Source organism: Allobranchiibius sp. CTAmp26, from assembly GCF_017565405.1.
In the GTDB taxonomy this organism is placed as follows: domain Bacteria; phylum Actinomycetota; class Actinomycetes; order Actinomycetales; family Dermatophilaceae; genus Allobranchiibius.
Map to the genome: position 1 here is coordinate 1 of NZ_JAGEKR010000031.1, position 17,572 is coordinate 17,572.

19 protein-coding genes are annotated in these 17,572 nt (G+C 63.4%); 10 read left to right on the forward strand and 9 right to left on the reverse strand.

The genetic code is table 11. From position 1 onward, the window contains the following. Both J4030_RS17345 and J4030_RS17350 read left to right on the forward strand, forming a co-directional pair. A partial coding sequence (locus J4030_RS17345; protein WP_208050496.1) for a recombinase family protein occupies positions 1-428 on the forward strand: 428 nt, incomplete at its 5' end. A 1,681-nt stretch (positions 429-2,109) separates the two neighbouring features. After that, positions 2,110-2,649 (forward strand): nitroreductase family protein, encoded by a 540-nt coding sequence (locus J4030_RS17350; RefSeq protein WP_208050497.1) that lies wholly within the window; start codon positions 2,110-2,112, stop codon positions 2,647-2,649. Positions 2,650-2,724: 75 nt separating this feature from the next. Here the strand turns inward: J4030_RS17350 and J4030_RS17355 are convergent, their stop codons facing one another. Then, a complete protein-coding gene (locus J4030_RS17355) occupies positions 2,725-3,675 on the reverse strand; it encodes a hypothetical protein (protein ID WP_208050498.1) in 951 nt (316 codons plus the stop codon). 1,985 nt (positions 3,676-5,660) lie between these two features. Here J4030_RS17355 and J4030_RS17360 point away from each other — a divergent pair. Continuing rightward, a complete protein-coding gene (locus J4030_RS17360) occupies positions 5,661-5,894 on the forward strand; it encodes a hypothetical protein (protein ID WP_208050499.1) in 234 nt (77 codons plus the stop codon). Between the two features lie 249 nt (positions 5,895-6,143). On the opposite strand, the gene J4030_RS17365 is transcribed toward J4030_RS17360, so the two are convergent. Beyond that, the gene (locus J4030_RS17365; protein WP_208050500.1) at positions 6,144-6,521 is read right to left on the reverse strand and encodes a hypothetical protein; all 378 of its coding nucleotides are present in this window, start codon (positions 6,519-6,521) and stop codon (positions 6,144-6,146) included. Positions 6,522-6,847: 326 nt separating this feature from the next. Between J4030_RS17365 and J4030_RS17370 the strand changes: the two genes are divergently transcribed. Continuing rightward, positions 6,848-7,147: a hypothetical protein gene (locus J4030_RS17370; RefSeq protein ID WP_208050501.1), complete on the forward strand. Its 300-nt coding sequence runs from the start codon at positions 6,848-6,850 to the stop codon at positions 7,145-7,147. A gap of 823 nt (positions 7,148-7,970) precedes the next feature. On the opposite strand, the gene J4030_RS17375 is transcribed toward J4030_RS17370, so the two are convergent. Then, on the reverse strand, positions 7,971-9,014 hold the full coding sequence (locus tag J4030_RS17375; protein ID WP_208050502.1) for a S66 peptidase family protein: 1,044 nt from the start codon (positions 9,012-9,014) through the stop codon (positions 7,971-7,973). Between the two features lie 178 nt (positions 9,015-9,192). Then, positions 9,193-9,591 carry an SHOCT domain-containing protein gene (locus J4030_RS17380; RefSeq protein ID WP_243763563.1) on the reverse strand — a complete coding sequence of 133 codons (399 nt, stop codon included), beginning with the start codon at positions 9,589-9,591 and terminating at the stop codon, positions 9,193-9,195. A gap of 199 nt (positions 9,592-9,790) precedes the next feature. Between J4030_RS17380 and J4030_RS17385 the strand changes: the two genes are divergently transcribed. From J4030_RS17385 to J4030_RS18700, 5 genes are all read left to right on the forward strand, one after another. Next, the gene (locus tag J4030_RS17385; protein ID WP_208050503.1) at positions 9,791-10,453 is read left to right on the forward strand and encodes a class I SAM-dependent methyltransferase; all 663 of its coding nucleotides are present in this window, start codon (positions 9,791-9,793) and stop codon (positions 10,451-10,453) included. Positions 10,454-11,447: 994 nt separating this feature from the next. Continuing rightward, positions 11,448-11,990, forward strand: coding sequence for a hypothetical protein (locus tag J4030_RS17390; RefSeq protein ID WP_208050504.1), 543 nt, complete (start codon positions 11,448-11,450; stop codon positions 11,988-11,990). A gap of 363 nt (positions 11,991-12,353) precedes the next feature. Then, entirely contained in the window at positions 12,354-12,575 is a 222-nt protein-coding gene (locus J4030_RS17395) for a helix-turn-helix transcriptional regulator (protein WP_208050505.1), read from the forward strand. Next, positions 12,565-12,993, forward strand: a complete 429-nt coding sequence (locus J4030_RS17400) for a hypothetical protein (protein ID WP_208050506.1) — start codon at positions 12,565-12,567, stop codon at positions 12,991-12,993. Before J4030_RS17395 ends, J4030_RS17400 begins: the two co-directional genes overlap by 11 nt. Positions 12,994-13,114: 121 nt before the next feature. Beyond that, positions 13,115-13,483 carry an HIT family protein gene (locus tag J4030_RS18700; protein WP_374222012.1) on the forward strand — a complete coding sequence of 123 codons (369 nt, stop codon included), beginning with the start codon at positions 13,115-13,117 and terminating at the stop codon, positions 13,481-13,483. Positions 13,484-13,505: 22 nt separating this feature from the next. Here J4030_RS18700 and J4030_RS18705 read toward each other — a convergent pair whose 3' ends face one another. The 5 genes from J4030_RS18705 to J4030_RS17430 all read right to left on the reverse strand — a co-directional run bounded on the left by J4030_RS18705 (position 13,506) and on the right by J4030_RS17430 (position 16,737). Then, positions 13,506-13,829, reverse strand: coding sequence for a DUF2750 domain-containing protein (locus J4030_RS18705; RefSeq protein WP_374222013.1), 324 nt, complete (start codon positions 13,827-13,829; stop codon positions 13,506-13,508). A 292-nt stretch (positions 13,830-14,121) separates the two neighbouring features. Continuing rightward, positions 14,122-14,646, reverse strand: a complete 525-nt coding sequence (locus tag J4030_RS17415; protein WP_307864763.1) for a GNAT family N-acetyltransferase — start codon at positions 14,644-14,646, stop codon at positions 14,122-14,124. Between the two features lie 226 nt (positions 14,647-14,872). Next, positions 14,873-15,253, reverse strand: a complete 381-nt coding sequence (locus J4030_RS17420; protein WP_208050508.1) for a VOC family protein — start codon at positions 15,251-15,253, stop codon at positions 14,873-14,875. 131 nt (positions 15,254-15,384) lie between these two features. Continuing rightward, a complete protein-coding gene (locus J4030_RS17425) occupies positions 15,385-16,104 on the reverse strand; it encodes an MBL fold metallo-hydrolase (RefSeq protein WP_208050509.1) in 720 nt (239 codons plus the stop codon). A 189-nt stretch (positions 16,105-16,293) separates the two neighbouring features. Next, a complete protein-coding gene (locus tag J4030_RS17430; RefSeq protein ID WP_243763568.1) occupies positions 16,294-16,737 on the reverse strand; it encodes an ATP-binding protein in 444 nt (147 codons plus the stop codon). Positions 16,738-16,924: 187 nt separating this feature from the next. Between J4030_RS17430 and J4030_RS17435 the strand changes: the two genes are divergently transcribed. Next, positions 16,925-17,509, forward strand: a complete 585-nt coding sequence (locus tag J4030_RS17435) for a hypothetical protein (RefSeq protein ID WP_208050511.1) — start codon at positions 16,925-16,927, stop codon at positions 17,507-17,509. Positions 17,510-17,572 lie beyond the last annotated feature (63 nt).

The following is a 17,572-nucleotide window of genomic DNA, read 5'->3' on the forward strand; positions in this document are numbered from 1 at the left end:
GGGACACGCTGGTAGTGACCAAACTGGACCGGCTTGCCCGATCTTTACCCGATGCGCGGGAGATCGCGGACGAGCTCACCCATCGCTCAGTCAAGCTGAGCCTGGGCGGGTCCGTGTACGACCCGAACGATGCAGTCGGACGATTGCTCTTCAACGTGCTGGCCATGGTCGCGGAGTTCGAGAGCGACCTGATACGCCTGCGCACCACCGAGGGCATGAAGGTCGCCAAGGCCAAGGGTCACCTGCGTGGCAAGCAGCCCAAACTGACCCGCCGCCAGGAAGCACACTTGGTCTCGTTGCTGCAAACTGGCGAGTACAGCACCGCCGAGGCGGCCGAACTCTTCAGCGTGGGTCGCTCCACCGTCTATCGCGCGATCCAGCGCCAGCGAGCAGACGACCAAGCCAGAACAGATGCCGCCGCCTCATAGGCGCGTCCGCATCCACCCGCGACAGCTGGTCCCGCACGGCACACCCCGTACGGGACGAGCTGCCCCGAACGCGAATCAAAGCCCAAATCGTCCCTCGCGCGTCGTATCCCGTTCCGCTTGCGGGCGGCTCGCGTGAGCCGCGTGCGGGCGTCCAGACCCTGGGGGCGCTGGACCCGATACGAGCCAGACAGGTGAGGTAACCCCTCGTTGCCTGGTGCTGACCTCTTCAAACTACTTGGTTGCACCAGCCGCCCGTACCGAATGAGCCACCACACCTAAGTCTCATACCGGTACTCCTGGGGCGGGTCGTAAATTTTCCTAGGGGAAGACCCCTCAGCGCTGATCGAGTGCAACTCACGCGCGTCTTTAATTACATTGAAGCACTCCCAGCATAAAGCCTCTTCGTGGCCGTCGACCGTTGTAATGAAGTAAGAGGAAGCCGTCGCATCATGGAATATTGAAAGGCCGCCTGACCGCACCCCATTGCATTTAGGTAGAAAAATTCGTGATAGCCACCAAAATACCAACGGAAGTTCTTTTCCTTTTCGTGCACGCTTTCGGCGGCGAGAGCCAAGGTCGGGTCCCGCCGCATACTGCATCCGGCCACGACCGTCCGTATTGTCTAGCCAGCATGCAAGTACGTTCGGATCGTCTGTATACACGCCCGGCCCGGGAGTCTCGCGTGCCCACAACCGCCACCAAGTGTGGTTCGAGGAGTCGCCGTAAGCGATGACGATCCGCGCCTGCGTGAGGTGGTCTCGAAAAGATCTGAGCCCGCGCAAGTCGGATCGTGGCGTGAATGGTACCGCCAGCGAAGATTTCGGTGGTATTGCGTCCAGTGTCATAGGGTCTGAGCGGGCGCTAGAACTTCGTCCGTACCATGTAAGCTTTGCACCAATGAGTGGTGAGTCTATTTGGTTGTAGATGAACGCGACCGGGAAACGTCCGTCGGCCGACGAGAGCAGTTCCCCTACATCACGCGGAACGCGTGGGATTCGCTTCACAGTGTCTGTCACGGAGTCGTATTCAACCATGACATTCGGATTAGCGCGGGGGCCACTTCTGGTCGCGCCTTTTGCGTATAGCTCAATCGTTGATAGGGGCACCAGACGAACTGTAATTAGCAGATTCTTGATGTCCGACTGTGCCTCTACCAGGCGTCGCCACTCTTCGTTTTTTGCGCTGCGATGATTTGCTCGTAACGATGCGAGGAGCGCAATGAATGCGATAAATGGACCCGCTCCATAGCGCACGAGATCCAACTGCGTTCCGGTCAGTCCCATGTGATTTAGCGTACGGGAGCCGTTGTCGCGATGGGTGCTGATCGCGCAAGCCGCGTTGTCGTGCAAGGGCGAATATTGAATGCCGAGTGAACCATCGCTTCCGCGTGCCGATCGTCACGCTGGGGGTTATCGACCGAGGTCGTGCTCTGAGCCGCGTTCGTGGTTGAGAGTCGCTCTCGCGGGTGCGTCGTCGTTAGCGCGTGAGGCACTGCGGGCGTGGCGGGCGAGCATGTCGTCGGTGGGCCGGGAGAACCCGGCTGGTTTGACCCCGTCGTCGTCCAGGCGGCGATACGGCCCCGATGAGCGATCCGGTTGTGGCACGCTCCGCGTGCCGATCCGGTTGTGGCACGCTCTCGTCCCTGGGCCGCCCTGGATGCTGTCAGCGAGAGATAGCGTTCATGCTCGTGGGGTTGCTACCGGTACTGGCACAGCGATTCAGTCCGCGGGAGTTCGACCGGCAACACATCATCGGCGGCAAAGACGTTGAAGTCCTGCTCGAAGCGGCGCGGTGGGCGCCTTCCGCAGGCAACTCCCAGCCGTGGGCCTTCCACACGGCTCGACGCGATGAGGGCGACTGGGCCCAGCTAGTTACACACCTCGCGGGCAGTTCCCGCTCGTGGGCAACTCAAGCCAGTGTGCTGATCGTCAACCTTGCCCACGTGCATGTGGAAGACACCGACTGGGAGTACAGCGAATTTTCCGTGTACGACCTCGGTCAGGCTGTCGCGCACCTGACGATCCAGGCCCACAGCATGGGCCTGAGCTGTCGTCAGTTTCGTGCCTTCAACAAAGACTCCCTGACCCAGCACCTCGCCGTACCGGCGCACTGGGAGGTCATGACCATGACAGCGATCGGCCGCGCCTCCGGCGGGGCCGATCGCCACGCCGGGGCAGCCACCCGCGATGCCGTCATCACCTGGCCCCGCCCACCGGGTTAAACCCCGCGCTGGAACGCCACAAGGAGCAGCTGAGGTTCCCGCGTGCCGATCCGCTTATGGCGATGGAGGGCGAGTTCACTTCGGCGGCCTGGGATCCGCTATGACGAACGATCGGGCAGTGCCGCCGCGAAGAGGATGAGCGAGGCGGTGCAGCCACCGTTGGGGACGGGTCTTACCGAGATGAGCGTCGCGCAGGTCTCGGTCGCTGCCCCACGCGGTCGAGTCGCGGCGAGCATCAGTGAGCAGGATGCTCGCCCGGCCTTGGTCCTCGTTCAAGAACGTGGTGTCAACACTCCACGTGCCGTCCGCATCAGGGCGGTAGCCGAGCATGTCCAGCTCTGGCAGGTCCACCGTGGTGCGCACTGAGAGGTAGCCCGCTTCCCCGGCGCAATGGCCGGCCAGGTGGGCCAGGCTGAGGGCGACCGTGCGAGGTACCGCGTCCTGGCTCAGCTGCAACATTTGCAGGACCGCAGGTTCACCGCGGTGGCCAGTGATGACCGCCTGGCCCACGTACGGCCCACCGTGCCGGTTGTTTTCGTAAGCAAGGACCCACGTCACCAGTGACCCGGCACTGGCGCTAGCCAACGCGACAGCCGGGTTCATCCCATCTGTACGCGTCCCAGACGCCAATGTCCGGAGCTGATCGCTATCTGGATATATGACCTGTTCGGCGAACCGGTGGTCAACGGGCCAGTCCGGCACGGACAGCTCGATGTAATCTCCCGCAAGCCGCCGCCGAGCCCGGGACACCAGACCAGTTCCCAACTCCTCCATGAGGAAAATTTCGATCTCGGAAAGATGTTCCTCGATGCTCTCGCTGGCCCCGCTGTAGATGGTGCCTGCTTCATCCAGCGAGATCGGGACGCCGTAGGTGTTCGGGTCGCGAGCCCATCGCAGCAACACCACAGCGTCGCTACCGGTAGCGCGTACCTCCACCACGATGCCGGAATCCCCTACCGGGCTCCCCGGTGGCATCGCCTGCTGGAGGTCGGCCACCAGCTGCGAAGCAGATGGACGGGGGCTCATGTCCCGCAGCGTGTCAGTACAGCGATTCGCTGTCGAACTGTTTGCAGCAGGCCACCGCTCACACGCACTGCTGCCTGTGAACCACGGCGCCATCGCCGTCCGATAATCCCGTCCCAGTCATCGATCCTCGACCGGCTTCGGATGGACTGCTACCTGGTCGTGACGTGGATGACGCTTCCGCCTATGAGAGTTCCCCCGCCCTCCTTGATTGAGGCTTGCAGGTCGTAAAAGCCCTCGCGTGCGGTGGAGGGGATCACGAGGCGCGAGACGGGTGCACCTTGGGCTTGATCAGTGGTGTGTATGGGCGTGGTCTCCGCGACGGGAGAGGAGGGACCCGCAGACACTCCGCCTTTGAGTTGTGTCACGGAGTCGTAGGGCCCGCCAAGTGTGACGGCCAGTGTCACCGGGATGGGGCGAGCGGACTCGGAAGTAGCGCCGGAGGAAGTGGTCCAGTGCAGGAGAACCACGTCGCCAGGATGCCGTAGCGGGTCAACGTCTGCGGCCCGACAACAGGTGTAGGTCACGGTGGCTCGTTGAACCGTCGTCCGGTGCGTGTCGCCGCTACTGCAGGCGGCGGTCATCAAAGCGACGGTAAGCAGCAGGCCGCCGAGAACGGCGCAGTTGTGACGTCGAGCCACTGGCGTCCCCCCTCGTCAGTGCGTTTCCACACAGACCACATGCAAGGCGACAGATCGTATCGGCTTCAGGGATTGGAGAGGGTGCTGTTCTGTGTGCGCGTCACTGGGCGGGCCACATCAACATTCCTGAGGATGGACCCCTTCTCGGAGATGACCGCACACAGCGCCCTTGGACAGCACCGTTGGCGCCGCGAACAGTGATCCCCCGGAGAGGGATCGATGACCGGGCAGTAGCTAGCCGGTCGTCAGCGATGTGAGCTCAGCGCCGCCGGGTTTATGAGCAGCCAGGAGTACATGTACATGTCACGTCGGTGGCCACCCACGGGGATCGCCCCCCGCCGCGCGCAGCCGGAGAGCGCACTGCTCCTGGCCTGAGCGGATCAATGCGTATTGGGCCTGCGCTGTCGTCTGCGCACCGCGACGGTCGCTGCAAGCGTCACGATGCCAACAAGAATCAGCGCCAGGCCGACGACAACTGCTGGAACAGTCCAGGGTGGTTGGTATCGCGTCCAGCCCGGCGGAAGGTTACGACCTGACAGCAGTTCAAGGACGCCCGCGGCAGAAACCGTCAAACCAATCATGAGAGCGCTCACGCCTACGGCCACCAGGAACGCGAACCCCCGCGGGTGTTGCATCGCGCGTGTCGGGGCGGCGTACACAACGTCCACTATCGGCTCCAGGCCCAGGGTGAAATGCGGTGACACCACTCTGGCACATTTTGAGCACCTGCTCAGGTTGTTCGGGGCCGGCAACCAACGCCGCCGGCCCGCCCGTCCACTCCGCGGAGGGGCGCGGGGCGGGACTCACGGCGACGCCACAACACACTCGAGACGCGGCAGCCGCACTGCGGGAGGACTTAGCGACGTTCCCGTCTCGGTGAACGATCCGCGTGCGCGTCGCCTCAGACGATTGGATGGGCATAAGTGCAGCACCGACACTTGCGGGTATGGGTACCGATCATGACTGGGTGGCGATCCGTGGAGTCGTCGAGGCCGGCTTGCGCGATGCGGAACTACTCGCGTCACCGCCGGTCACGACCGAGGAAGAACTTGGGAACGTGGCGGACACCGTGACCGACCATCTCGCGGCTGCACTAGCCAGTGGAGCCCTGGTCAAACGTCCGAGATGGTGGCGCCGACACCCGCCGCTCGGGTAGCCGATCGTTCATGGGCCTCGGGGAGCACTCAGAAATCAGCGGAGTGATCAGACCAGCGACCCAATACTGAGGTCGTGGTGTTTTCCGGAGACTGGCCCCGTGATCCCAGGCTGGATCAATTCCGAGATGCAGTGTGGGAGTTGAGTCGTAACGGACGTGCCGAGGCGTTCCTGACGACCACGGTGAGCCGGATGCGCGGTTTTCCATTCTTCTGGGTGAAGCGGGAGTGGCTTTGGTACCAGGTCAACTGGCTGGACGGTCGGCGTGATGACCCGGATGAGGACTACGGGCCCGGTTGGCGTGTGGTAGCGGAGCTGGAGCAGGGCAGGTTCGAGCACGACGATGTCGACGGGCCCGTGTTGGACGCCAAACTGGTCGGGACAGCGGAGCGCGACGATTTGTGGCAGAGGTACGGGCCGCCATGAGCGCGGACATGACCGTGTCAGCCGGCAGTGTCGATGAACGATCGTCTCCCGGACGGCACCGAGTCGGGTGTCCCGTGTAGGACACCGATCCAGACAGGTCCTCCCGTGGCTCCGGCGACGACGTCTGAGGCGCGTTTCGTCGCCGGCCGCGGTTCGGCTACCGGACCATCGAATTCTGGCCGCGTGGCGATGCGACGTGATGCTCGGCTAATCGGGGAGGTCGTCTCAGACGAACGTCGTGGTGGGCAGCTAGCAACCTGTGATGGGGTGGGTAGCTGCAGGGACGGTCGCCTTGAAATCCCAGGGAGAGGGCGGCTCGTCGCTGGGTCCACCCAGCAATTGGATTGATGCTTCCGATCCGTTCGACAGCTTCCGATTCCAGTACCAGGCCCCCTCTGACGAGGCACTGTCAGGAACCCAACCCAGTTTGTGCAGCGACGCGTTCATGGCGGACACCGTCTGGTCCGGCGACTTGACGTGATCGAACTCCTCGGTCACGGTCACGTCGTCCCATCCGTACGTCGACTTCACTCCGTCGCACGAATCCCAAGTTGGCGGGAAGAACTGTTGACCGAAGGTGCGTACCGTCGCCGGGATAGCCGACAGGGTGGGTTTCAACTGCGCCATTAACCGCCCGCGGGGGTCCGGGTTTCCAGTTGCTTTGGGTGGACTGTCACCACAGGCGCTCAGCGCAACCGTCACCAACAAGACAACGCAGCCGCCTCCAACCAGCCTGCGCCCCATGCCTCGACGTTCCCCCATGGGCACATCCTGACACCCGTCCGCACGACATCGTGTCCTTGTCGCACGGACGGGGGTGTCGACTATGCAGGCCGACCGCGGTCAAGGTGCCTTCCAGACCTACACCACATCCGAGCACCACCCGTGTCGCGTCGAACGATCGCGATCGGGGACTGCTGGGCGCAGAATGCGGTGTGCGTACCAGGAGCGTCTTGACGATCGCCGTGCTGGCCGGCTGCCTGCTCAGTGCCTGCACCGCCGACGTTGCAGGCAGCAACGATCTTGGCCGACCGCTCCGAGTGAGCGGCAACTGCACCGACGACGCTCTCGACCTTCAACCCGGCCAAACGAGATACAGCAGCTTTTACAACGACAACACCTGTGATGTCTATGACGGTCGCAGCTTTACCTATCTGGGGTGCCTTGTCATACCCGATGGTGCGGATAGCTTCGTGATGTCTCGCTACTTCGATGCCCATCGCACGCAGCGCTCTTGTGACAACGCTTCCTAGCATCGGTGATCCGGAGGACCGACGAGAGTGGCGCCAGGCTGAGCGGAACGACTCTCCGCAGTAAGTGCCCGCGTGCCGATCCGGTTGTGGCACGCTCCGCGTTCCGATCCCGCTACGGCCCTCCTGGCCTGCAAGTCCGCTGCGGTTACTGTTGACGGAGCCCATTCGGTTCGCAAGTCCTAGCACTGGTTGCTGGCAGTGATCCTGGCCAAGGTCTGACGTGTCACGGCGATCTGACGGCGGTCGATGTGTAGGCATCCGAGGAGTCCGTGGAGGCCATCACCGTCATCGACGCGACACTGAGATCCGCCGTGGACCCAGTTGGACGACTCGCCCGGTGCGAGTGACACCGGATCGTCCACGCACTCACCGGTCAGTCGAATGTACTGATTCGTCCTGTTGACCACCGTGGTGGTCCCGTCTGGCATCTCACCGCACCCCGAAATTGCCGCGGACACTCCAACGACCGCTATCAGTGACAGCACCGCGCCCCTCATGCGATGAGTATCGCCCGCGCCCTGCCGGGCCGCTGCACCTTCGGAAGCCGCGCCGCCCACAACGGGATCGACTTCCGGACGGCCACGTGCCGGGCTTCCCTTATATGGCCCCGACGCGGTCCCATCCTCTGGCGACCCCGGGGACAACGCCGGGCGGGTGTTGTAGCGCCCGCTTCACATTCGCCCGGGTTCTCGCGTGCCAGCAGCGACATGACCAACGACACCCAGGGCCCGGGTCAGGCCGCTAAACCCGCTCGTGCAGCCACCGGCACCGACACGCCAATGACAAGAGTCAACGCCCCTAGTACGCCCTGAAAGCGCAGTGGCTAGCTGTAGTCGGCGTACAGCGTGCTGGTGTGCCCATCCACGGTCATCCGGCCGCCGTACGGGACGATCCACTGCGGGCGGGTGTGGCCGAACGGTGGTCCGATCACGACAACAGCATCCGGGTTGTACCTGCCAACTACGGCCAGAGCAGTGTCGCGCTGCTCCTCTCGCTTCGCTTTCCGCTCCGCTAGGGAGGGTTGGACGGTGAACGTTGACGTCGGTGGCCGTGCGACCACGATCGCGTCGACCGCCGCCAGGACGCCGCGCTCACCCAGGGAACGCATGATCCACCCGAACTCCTGCGCCGGGATCAACTCCTCAGAGGTCTCGACCAGAAGAACCCCACCTTCAAGAATCGCAGGGTCCGCCGGGAAGCGTCCGGCGGTCAAAATCCACTGCAGGACCTCGATACATCCACCCCAGGTACGCCCGGTGACCGACCGCGCCGGCCCGGCCCACGCCCAGGGCTCGGTCGGTTCACGGCTGCCGAACTCGGTCAGCGCCCGCGGGTCGTTCCAATCGTGGCCAACATCCTGTGACTCCCCAGGTTCGGTCACTTCAAGGTGCTCACCGGTCACCAACGCGGCGCGTAGCGATGACTGGTGGATGGGGTCGACCCGTGGCCCCGGGCCAAGCTGTACCTGGGTCGATCCGCCGTAGAAACCAGGCACACCATGGGTCCACAACCAATTCAAGATGTTCGTGTTGTCGCTGTAGCCAACGAACGGTTTCGGATCGGCCACGACAACGCGCGGATCCAGGTGTGGAATCACCGTTATTTGATCTTCGCCACCAATCGTCGCCACGACGGCGCGGATCTCAGGGTCTGCGAACGCCGCATTCAGGTCCGCTGCACGCTCCTCGGCGGACGCGCCCAGTTGGCGGGTCGTCGGATACTCCACCGGGACCAGACCAGTCACGGCGGCAAGCCTGGTCATCGCCTGCTCGTGGACCGCTGCCGCAACAGCCGGCGCCGCGAAGGACGGTGACACCACAGCGACCTTTTCACCCGTCCGAGCCTTCGGAACCGTGACGAACTCCATGCGCCGACCCTAAAGGCCTCGTCCCCCGCCCGCGGCATCGATTACGACCGGTACGACCTCGAGAATCAAGTAGGGGCTGAGATCGCTGGTGTCGATCCCGTAGGACGATCGTCGAGTGACTCGAAAGTCCACCCAATATTTGCCGGTCGCAAAGATGTTGGCGCCGGCGCAGAGTTCGTCAGCGCTGACCCGGGTTGACGCTGAGCAGCCTGGTCTTCTGCGTATCGAACTCGTCCGAAGTGAGGACACCGGAGTCACGCAGAGCCGCCAGCTTGGTGAGCTCGTCCGCAACGCTCACTACCGGCTGCGCGGGTGCGGCAACGTCAGGGCGTGTCGTCGAAGACGGCACAGCCGGGATCCTTTGTGCAGCTAGGACGCGGTTGCGTTCAGCTTCCTTCGCGCCCTTAGCCTCGTCGCGGGCCGTCTGCGCTGCTCGACGCTGCGCGGTGGCCTCCTGCTTCGCGGCGGCCTTCTGAAGTTTGAGCATCTTCTGGTTGGCCTTGGCCGATCGCTCGTTGGCCTTCGCCGAGCGCGCCTTCTTCGAGTTGGGGTTGAGGACAGGTCGCGCCGTGCCCATCGAAGCTACGATCGCTGTTTTGCGTAGGATCCCCATGTCATCTGCCTCTCGTATAGATCGCGATGAGCCTATCGGGGAAGCGATTTCTGGTGCGTGAATTGCAGATGGCGGACCGTAATGTGGGCGGCAGCTGAGCGGTGTCGATCCTCGTTCAGCAACGTCTCTGCCCCGCCCGATCCCGGACAGGGACACTGTCGCTATGGATGGCGACGCGCTGCTGGGTCAGGTCCGCTCGGCCTATGACGCGGTGGCTGATGACTATGCGTCTCGCTTCGCTGGAACCGAACCGGAGCAGCCGGTTGACCTGGCACTGATTGACCACTTTGTGGCCCTCTCGGCCGGCCACAGGTCCGAGGTGTTAGACGCTGGCTGCGGTACCGGTCGCATCTGCCGGTATTTGGTGGACCGAGGGTGCACCGTCCACGGGGTGGATCTATCGCCCGGGATGATTGCGATGGCCCAACGGGATCATCCGGATGTTCCGACCCAGGTTGCACAGCTCACGGATCTGCCGTTCCCGGGCGACCGCTTTGATGGGGTTCTGTTTTGGTACTCAATCATTCACGTCGCTGACTCCGACCTGCCGGCCGTGTTTGCAGAGGCCCGGCGGGTTCTGCGGCCGGGCGGGGTCATGCTAGTGGCCTTCCAAGCAGGTGAAGGGGTCTCAGATGTCGGCGCCGGCTACCGCAAGCTCGGTTACGACATCTCGCTTACTCGTTTCCAACGCACTGCCGACCAGGTCTGGCGCCAGCTAGCTCTGGCCGGGTTCGCCGAAGAGGTGCGGCTCGTGCGTCGACCGGTCACCGAGAAATCTGACCAGGCGTTCCTCATCGTGCGGACGATGCGGTGCGACCGGTCGTAGACCGATCCTCATCCGGCGCAGCCAGAGCTCGAGCCTTCAATTTGTGGACTTCCTACTAGGAGCTGGAGTCCGGTCCAAATCCGATCATGTCTGGACCAGGCGGCAGTCCTTGTGGGAAGACGACAAGGAGGGGACCGCGCGGTGCTGGTTGCGGCTACGGTGCCCGCCGCACGGGCCGGTGCTGGGTCGTTGCCTTGGCGGTTTGCCCCTGATGCTGTCTAGGAAAGCGATACTCTTCAGCGCCAATTGGTCGATCCGCTCCAGGGGGATGGTGTGCCTCATAGTCTTGTTACTGCCTCGCACAGTGTGCGAGTTACCGGCCTGCCCGCGTTGCTGATTATCTTGGTCATCGTCGCGCTGCTAGTGATTGGTGTGGTCACCGTCGTCCGAACCATCTCTGGGCGGCGCCGATGAACGACCTAACCGACCTTGCGAGCAAAGGGGGTGGACACACAAGTGTCGGCTTCTGGGTTGTGATGGCCTTCATTGTCTTGGTGGGCTTGCCCCTGACCTTGTGGCGGCTGCGCCGCGGTGGCCCTGGCCCGGCGATGAACTGGATCCCCCGATCGATGCGCGGCAGAGCCAACAGGCGGTATCGCGAGCACGGGTGGCAGGAACCCTTCGATGACAACGGTGACCGCAACCCCGATCGCTCGCAGCTGTAGGGCTGGACGCGTGAGATGCGGGGGCCAGATCCGAATTCCTATCGAAACGGGACCTAGGGTGCCCGAGCGACCAGCCGCCGGGGAACTGACTGTGCCGGGGCAGCTGGCCCGGACACGTTGCTGATGGATTGCCCGGCCGGTACAGCTTTCGAACCCTGGCAGACCGTTAGTCGGGCCAAGAGCTTGATCCTCCAGGACACGTCAGACGGGTCACCGGCACCGAGTCTTAGGAGTGGGGCCGAGCTGCAATGAGTCGCGACCAACAGGCCACCCCACCCATGAGCCGAGACGCCGTCGGGCGCAGGGCTCAGAGCCGTTGGTCCGTGCGGATGGTCGTTATCGCCATCCTGGTCCCGGTGGTAGTGCTGGTGCTGAACTCCACAATTCTGCGGGAGAACCACCACACGAATAGTGCTCATCACACTCATCCCCGTTGGGTCAGCGTGATCGTGCTGATCGTGGCAATCCTGTTCATGTGCGGCTTCACCTTCCTGGTGATCCGCAGGGGCCGACGCACACCGAACAGTCTGTTCGCGCCGCCCCTGGTCGCGGGGCTGCCGCGCCCTCAACGCAGGTCGACGATGCGCAACATCCGGCGTGGCACACCCAGCTCAGACCCCACCCAAGCCCAGGTCGAACGAGAAGTCGCCCAGACGATGGTGCGCTCCAGGCGACGCACGCTGATCATCTTCGGAATCTTCCTCATCCTCGAGCTGGTGGAGTCAGTCACCCGGCGCAGCACCCCAGCACGTATCTTCTTTGCCGCCGCAGCAGTGCTGTTCGCCTCCCTCCTCGTCATGACGTTGCTGCAGCTACGTGGCGCACGCGTCTACCTCGCGAACACCCCGGAACCACCCGCACCACAAACGTGAACCTGCTCGAAAGTCGCCATGATCGGACATTTCGAGCCGCGTCGGCACTGAGCAGGGCTTTCGCGCAGCAGTTTTCGCGGATCTCGTCGTGCGGCTGGAGGGACGCGCCCCTCCTCGAAAACCATCGTCCCGTTTGTCCAACCATCGCCGGCGACCAAACGAGCGCTGGGCGTGGGCGGAGGCGTCTGGAGCTGACGCGTCCGGATCGATGTCCTACGGGGCACCTACTCGCTGGCCGCCCGGAAGCCGATCCGCTTGCGGACTCGGTCACAGCAACCGTGTTCCGTAGGGGACACCGTCGCCTGCAAGTCTTGTAAATATGATCTTTAGTCGTGTATATATGACACATGCAAAGCGTCTACGGTGCCTAAAAATTTCCGCTTGAGGTCAGCGCGGGCCGCCCTTGGGTGGTCACAGGCCGAACTGGCGAAGCGCACCGGGGTGACCCGTCAGACCATCAATTTGGTGGAGTCCGGGGACTACAACCCGACCATTGCCCTGTGCATCGCTATCTGTCACGCGCTTGGTAAAACGCTGGACCAACTCTTCTGGGAGGACTCTGATGAGTCGTTCGTTGCTCGATGAGCGGCAGGTCGCCGTTCGCAACCGCATCACCATCAGCAGCTTCGCCCTCACGCTGATCCTGATGCTCCTGAACGGTTTCTTCACTGACGTCTACCGCGTCTGGGGCTCTGGGATCGACCAGGCGATGGCGCTGGTCTGGGTTGCGATGGTCGCTGTGACCGTGCAGTCGGTGTGGCAAGGCGCCTACTTCACCTCAGCGACGCACCGGCGACAAATCATGGTCACGATGGGCGTGCTGATCGTGCTCTTCCTGGCGGCCACGGTCCGCGATCTGGCTCAGCACCGTCTCTCCGTATGGACTAACGGCCACGCCGGAAGTGACTTCGTGAAGCTCCTCATCTTGGCCTACCTGCTGATCACCGTCGCGACCACAGCAGCTCGAACAGGAATCGACCGGCGTTACGAACGCGACGAATGATCCTGACTGATAGCCCGGTGGTGGATCGGCTGTCGACCACTGCAATGTTGCAGTTGAGATACTGCGGCTCGTGGACGATTCGTGCGTGTTTTGCGGCTTGCTGGGGGGAGATGGTCCGGCCGTGTGGATCTGGCGCGGTGAGGCTGCCTCAGCCCTGGTTCCGAAGCACTCGGATTGGACCGGTCACACGCTCGTGATTTCAAACGAGCACGCCGTCGGGGTGCAGGATGCCTCGCCCAGTGCCATGCATGCGGTCGCTGGTCTTGTCCAGCAAGTTGCGCAGCGAATGGGCGATGCCTTCCACTGCACGGGGGTCAACATCCTGAACGCCAGCGGCCCAGGGTCGGGCCAATCCGTGGATCATCTGCACTTTCACGTCGTACCCAAGTGGGGTGACGACGGGATGGATTTGTGGCCGCATAGCCAGCAGTCGTCGCATGAACTAGACGGTGAATGGTCAGATCTGCTGCGCGCTGAGCTCGCGCGCTGACCCGACCCCCGGTTGCGGATGGCTATCGGGGCAGTCGATCCAGGACATCTATTGGTGTCAGGTCAAATCCGGCCACTCGTGTGCCGGACCAATTGAGACCGACGAGAAGCCCATGGCGAGATGCGCCTGGCAACCATCGGTGTTCGAACTCAGATCTTGGGATCTCCCGTGTTCGAAAGCCGTCATACTCTGGCGCGCGGTTGATGATGCGCTCGGCCCTGGACTGCAGGGACCAAAACGGCATTGCTCGGTGTCCGTCTGTCCCGCGAGGTGCGGGCACACCGTCGTCATCCTCGATGGTCCAGACAGAGCCGTCGGCGCCAATCTCGCGAAAGAACATCGCCATCTGTGCCGCACTCGTGCTCACGAGGAACAACGTAACGCCGAGTAACCGCGCTGATCGTGATGAGTTGCGAGAGCGCCAGTGAATGGCCAAGCTCGGTGAGAACCCCAGTCCTTGCTTCGCAAGGGGAACCGCTGCCGGCGACGAAACGTGCACCAGGCGTCGTCGAGTGCCCGGAACGATCTGCCCGCATCGGTGTCCTATGCGGGACACCCGACGCGCGTGCCGTCCGTAGACCGATCCTGGATCAGGGTGAGCCCTCAGGTCTGCGTACGCGGGTGTCTCTGCTTGTCAGTCAAGACGTCGAGGCCCTGCTGAGAGTCATCGACCAGATGCCGATCGGCCGGTCCGGCGGGTCGATCGTCTCCCGCTCCAGCTGCATGCCGACCTTCTCCGCAACCCGCTGTGAAGGACGGTTGCGATGAAAGATGTTGCTGGTTAGCCGAGTGACTCCACGTGAACGGGCAAACTCTCGGCAGGCGATCGCAGCCTCCGTTGCCAGACCTCGCCCTTGAAACTGTGGCAGCACGTGGTACCCGACTTCGAGGTCGGTGATGTCGTCCATTGTCTGCCACGTCAGGCCGCATTCACCCACGAATCTGTCGTGCTCGTCGTGCAGCAGCCACAGTCCGTAGCCATCGCGCGCGTAGTTGGCTTTGCTCCATTCGATCCAGCTTGCAGCCTCAGCGCGCGTCTTGGGACGTGCGTAGTAGCGCATCACTTGCGGTGATCCGAGCAGCACCGTCATCTCGTCCAAGTCCGCATTAGTCATCTGCCGAAAACTCAACGAATCGCAGGTCGGCAGCAATGCAGGTTTCACGTGGGGATGCTAACTGCACTATGCCGCCCGAACCGCGCATGCAGAGGTGGGTGTCATTGAAGATCACGACCGCGGGGGCGCCCCGGAGAGGAACCACCACTGACTCCACGACCGTCGCCAGACATCGGCGCAGAGAGCTCGAGGCGAGTGGCCGCGTCGGGGTCTTCTGCGGAACACCCGGCACAGAGCCGACCGGTGGCCGATCGGTCTGTGGGAGGACTTGACCTCAGGAGTCGTGGGTGGACCGCTCGATGATGCAAAAGGGGTGGCCTGCCGGGTCTGTGAGGACGACGAGGTCCTGGCCTGAGGGGTTTCGCGCTGAAGGTTTGGTGGCACCGAGCTGCAGCAGTCGGGTCTCCACCTGATGCAGGTCCTCGACGAAGATCTCAAGGTGCATCTGGATGTTCGATCCAGGCCAAGTGGGCGGGGTCCAGCCGTCCAGCTCGCGGAAGAGGATGAGTAGACCGTCGACGCGGACGCCGTCAACATTCGGAAAATCGGGATCCGCCCTACCGCCGAATGCGTCTGTGTAGAACCGCACCATCGCCTTGGCGTCGGAGCAGTCAACGGTGAGTGCGGCGATCGCTGAAGCTGGCTGCGGCGGCATGACCCGCAGCCTTGCACGCAGTCCCGTGAGTCGATCCGGTTGTGGCACGCTCCGCGTGCCGATCGGTCTGCGGGTGGATGGTCTCGCACACTTGGGGTGGACGGATAAGGGTGCTCAGGCCCGGGAGTGCTCTACCGGTGGGTGCGGTCGCGGAGGTAGGTGCCAATGATTTCGGCACATCGGTCGCGTTGCAGTACTGGCCCGTGTCCGGAGTAGACGCAGTCGATGTCCAGGTCTTGTAGTCGCCGCATGCTGGCGATGTAGTCGTCGATGTTGGAGCCGTGCAGGTCATCGAGGAGTTGTTCGTCGGTGTCGAGGTCGTAGATGACGTCGCCAGAGAACAGGCTCCGGTTGCTTTGGTCGTAGAGCGCGATGCTGCCGGGGCTGTGGCCGGGCAGGTGCAGGACGGTCAGTTCGCGGTCGCCGAGATCGATGGTCTGACCGTCGGTCAGGCTGCGAGAGGCGCGTGCGGGGCGCAGCGTGTAGTCCTGTGGCCGGTACCCGGGGTGGGGCAGTGCTTTAATCATCCATTCTGGGACGGGTTGGGCGCTGTTGAGTCCGAGCTGGTCGGCCAATTCGCGTCCGCGCAAGGTGTTCCCGCCGACTGGGTTCGTGATGTGTTCCAGAGGGTGTGCATGGCACTGGTCGAATTCGTGTGCGCCGCCGGAGTGGTCCAGGTGGGCGTGGGTAATGACCACCAGCGGGTCGCGTTCGAAGAGGGTCGGCAGGTGTGTGCGCAGGCTTGCCACGCCCAGTCCTGTGTCCACGATCAGGTCCCGATCGCGGCCTCGCAGGTGCCAGATGTTGGCGCGTAGCAAGAAGTGCATGCTCGGCTCGACGATGATGCTCAAGTGGTCGCGGACCTGCGTCTTGACGAACCATCGATCAGCAACCGGCATGTCAGGGACACCCGAACGAGCGGGCAGCATCTCAGGTACTTCTCCCGGCCGGATCCTTCAGCAGACACTCCGGCGGCCGGACCGTCTCGGTCGCGACGGTACTCATGCCATCACATCGATGCTCAGCCCACAGTCCGATCTTCATTGGGTGATCACCGTGAGTGGGCCTTCATGGGTGGTGGGTGGCTCGAAGTGGTCGAAGTAGTGCGCGGCCAACTCTGCAGAGACAACGACGTCATCAGCGTGGCGGCCGCGTCGTGATCGGACCCGTGCCAGGACGGTCTCTCGCTCGGTGGCTAGGTAGACGGTCTCGGGGACGACGCCGGTGGGTTCCAGCATTCGCCGGTAGTCCTCGCGCATCTGTCGGGACCAGAACGAAAGGTCGAGCACCACGTCACGTCCGGCCGCGACCAGCTCGAGCAGCGCGGAACGTAACTCCTCTTCGACGTCGACTTCATCGCTGCGCCGGACTACAGATGAGGCCTCCCGTCGCCATCTGAGCACGTCCAGAGACAGACGAGCCATGCCCTGCTGTTCGAGACCGCGCGCGTACATCGACTTGCCTGAACCAGCCGGCCCGCACATGAAGACCACTCGACTCATGACCTGAGGCTCTCACCACCCGGAGACGGATCGGCTTGCGGGCGGTGTTCCTCGTGACCTCGCGCCGAAGTGCCCGCCGCCGAAGATCATCTATGCCAGACAGGCGGACTTTCGGTGGGGCTGTCGAAATGGGAGGCGAGCGCCGAGGCGATTGATGAAGACTGCGGCCATGTCGACTGCGGTCCTGTTCTCGCTGGTGGCGTCCGCGCTCACGGCGGCTTGTTCAGTCCCGCAGCTCTACCTGGCGTTGCGGTCGACGTTAGGCGTGTCGGTTTCCGCTTGGGCGCAGAGCTTCGCGCTCGGGTTTACCTGGGCCTCGTACGGTTTGGCGACACGGCAATGGGTGCTGTTGGCTAGCGAGGGCGCGTTCGCGCTCGGCAGCTTGGCAATCGCCTCCCGACTGCTGTCCTTGCGTCGGACCGCAGGTTGCACTGCGGGCTGCGTCGTCGTCGTGATCGGCGCATTTGCCGTGTTTGGGCCAGGCCCCTGTGTGCTGGCCGCGTCGCTGGGTTCGGTGACGGTCCGCGTGGCTCAAATTCGCGGCGTCGTGAGATCCGGAACGGCCGGCGGAGTCTCGATCTCGACCTGGCTGGTCCTTGCCGCATCCAACTTCGCCTGGACAGCCGCAGGAGTGGCCAACTCCGACACCTTCTTCGCGTGGTCAGCAGCGTTCGGAGGGGTCTCGTCGCTCGCCGTTGTTGCGACCTGCGCCTGGTACAGGCGTCAGCCAGCCTTTGCCTCGCGAGAGCCGTAGACGGATCCGGTTGTGGCACGCTCCGGGTGCCGATCCGGTTGTGGCACGCTCCGCGTGCCGATC

Excerpts from the sequence above, each read along its gene's own strand:
- J4030_RS17350 (WP_208050497.1), top strand. The coding sequence starts at position 2,110 with ATGCTCGTGGGGTTGCTACCGGTACTGGCACAGCGATTCAGTCCGCGG.
- J4030_RS17355 (WP_208050498.1), bottom strand. The coding sequence starts at position 3,675 with ATGAGCCCCCGTCCATCTGCTTCGCAGCTGGTGGCCGACCTCCAGCAG.
- J4030_RS17360 (WP_208050499.1), top strand. The coding sequence starts at position 5,661 with ATGCGCGGTTTTCCATTCTTCTGGGTGAAGCGGGAGTGGCTTTGGTAC.
- J4030_RS17365 (WP_208050500.1), bottom strand. The coding sequence starts at position 6,521 with ATGGCGCAGTTGAAACCCACCCTGTCGGCTATCCCGGCGACGGTACGC.
- J4030_RS17375 (WP_208050502.1), bottom strand. The coding sequence starts at position 9,014 with ATGGAGTTCGTCACGGTTCCGAAGGCTCGGACGGGTGAAAAGGTCGCT.
- J4030_RS17380 (WP_243763563.1), bottom strand. The coding sequence starts at position 9,591 with ATGGGCACGGCGCGACCTGTCCTCAACCCCAACTCGAAGAAGGCGCGC.
- J4030_RS17385 (WP_208050503.1), top strand. The coding sequence starts at position 9,791 with ATGGATGGCGACGCGCTGCTGGGTCAGGTCCGCTCGGCCTATGACGCG.
- J4030_RS17390 (WP_208050504.1), top strand. The coding sequence starts at position 11,448 with ATGGTCGTTATCGCCATCCTGGTCCCGGTGGTAGTGCTGGTGCTGAAC.
- J4030_RS18705 (WP_374222013.1), bottom strand. The coding sequence starts at position 13,829 with ATGGCGATGTTCTTTCGCGAGATTGGCGCCGACGGCTCTGTCTGGACC.
- J4030_RS17420 (WP_208050508.1), bottom strand. The coding sequence starts at position 15,253 with ATGCCGCCGCAGCCAGCTTCAGCGATCGCCGCACTCACCGTTGACTGC.
- J4030_RS17430 (WP_243763568.1), bottom strand. The coding sequence starts at position 16,737 with ATGTGCGGGCCGGCTGGTTCAGGCAAGTCGATGTACGCGCGCGGTCTC.
- J4030_RS17435 (WP_208050511.1), top strand. The coding sequence starts at position 16,925 with ATGTCGACTGCGGTCCTGTTCTCGCTGGTGGCGTCCGCGCTCACGGCG.